The sequence below is a fragment of the Prevotella sp. P5-108 genome, assembly GCF_002251385.1.
Taxonomy (GTDB): Bacteria; Bacteroidota; Bacteroidia; order Bacteroidales; family Bacteroidaceae; genus Prevotella.
Genome location: NZ_NPJJ01000035.1, coordinates 1 through 1904 on the forward strand (window position 1 = coordinate 1; position 1904 = coordinate 1904).

Consider the following 1904-nt stretch of genomic DNA (forward strand, 5'->3'; position numbering starts at 1 on the left):
TTATTATTCCATTCTATATCTGATATATGCTCCCTTGCAAGTAATTTTATCTTATCTACATCTTGTAGATTGGAAATACTGACAACATTATCACCAAGCCTAAATATTGAATTAAAAACCGAAGCAGTATATTTTGAAACACAAACTACTCGATTGAATTTCTGATAAATATCTATTTCTTCTTGTTTAATCTTAGGATGCCAATTAGAATAATTACAATGGACCCAAGCATATTTTATAGGAACATGACACAAAGATACAAATTTTGTAGCAGCTCCTTCTTGAAAACTTATAACTATATCATATTGCTCTGTTCTTAGCTTTTTCCGCACAAAATTATATACTTTAGAATCAAGCCCCCATTTAAATTTCACAGAAAGTCTTCTTATACTTTTTAAGAATACCGCTATCAATTTATCTGTTATTGATTCAAGTTCATCATAAACACAATTCCAAAGAGATAGTAACTTATTTTCTGGCAACAAACATTCTTCGAATGATATATTTGCGTGACCATGATAAGACATAGCAAATACATCAACAGAATAATTATTTTTAATTACATCATAAAAACTTGATAAAGAAGAATTGGTCCCACCCGTAGATAGATTTGGTATGACAATTAGCACCCTTTTCATTTTATTATAGCTTTTGATTATTTGAAGCAGACATTATAAGCAAAGAATACAAATAAAAACAAAAGTACGGAAAACGTCCTGCGGTATAAGGTTCCAATGTTGTACACATCATTATTATATAAACAGAAACGGAAAGTACTATAGCTTTATTAGTAGATTTTTTAGACAAATTCAATATAGGATAAAGCAACAATCCAACAAACATCGTTAGTCCTATTAGTCCATATGCACAAAGAATTGCGACATAATCATTATGTGAACCGAATGCATGATTTTCAAATGCGAGTTCTTTTCCTCCATCATTACCATAACCAACTACCCATGTATAAGGTGCCCCGCTCCAAAAAGCATCCATTTTTTTACGCCTGATAGTGGTTCTCCCCGATCCCGTTCCCGAATCATGAGCTATTCTGTACTCCAATAAATCAAAATAACTATTATTATATAGATAAAACAAGAACAAAATAGTAATGATTATAACAACAATTTTATATAATGGATTTACTTTGGAAAAAAGAATTATAAACACAAAACTTACAGCAACAGCCAGAATGGCTCCTCTTGACGCATTTAGAACTAGAGTTGGAACAGAAAGGATCACTGTAAAAACATAAAAAATTTTTTCTACAATTCCCAAAAGGCGAAAACTTGATAACTGAATCATAGAAGTTACAACACCCATTCCCAAAACCATACCAAAATAATTTGGGTCCATCCATCCCGTTCGTTCCAAACCAGATCCCTGTGCATAATAATCTTGAGTAAATTGATCTCTTAATAAAAGAAAGTAAAGAGACAACACTAATGTCATTAATGCAAATGCAAAAGAAACTTTAGAAACTGTAGACCTATCAACAGAGTTATCTATAAATTTACATAACAGAATTATAATAAAAATAGAAAAAGAAATATTTTCAATAGACAATGCCGTTACTAAATCCATTATTATAGTAAATATTCCAAATCCGACCAACAGTGACGGTGTCTTATAAGATTCTATTTTACCTTTGCTATAAGCTAAATAAAATAAGAAAAGGGCCCCTAAATAGACTGGTAAATAAGTTGGCATAAATGAGTAAGCATACCCATATAATCCAATACCAGCAAAAGAAATCACCAACATTGGAACAAAATCTGGTCGATTACGAAGAGCTGGCAATAAAAGACATAAAAAATACACGACCTTAAATAATAAATTAGGGGAAGTATTTGTATCTGTCCAAGATGAAAGTATTAATAATAGAGCTAAATAATACAACCCAATAT

General features: G+C 30.8%; 2 protein-coding genes. Both read right to left on the reverse strand.

Going from position 1 to position 1904, the window contains the following annotated elements; all coding sequences use genetic code 11:
* Window positions 1-638, reverse strand: a 638-nt coding sequence (locus CIK95_RS06890) for a glycosyltransferase (RefSeq protein ID WP_144007768.1), incomplete at its 3' end; no start/stop codon positions are given.
* Window positions 639-642: 4 nt separating this feature from the next.
* Window positions 643-1904 (reverse strand): O-antigen ligase (locus CIK95_RS06895; RefSeq protein ID WP_144007769.1); only part of this gene is annotated, 1262 nt, incomplete at its 5' end.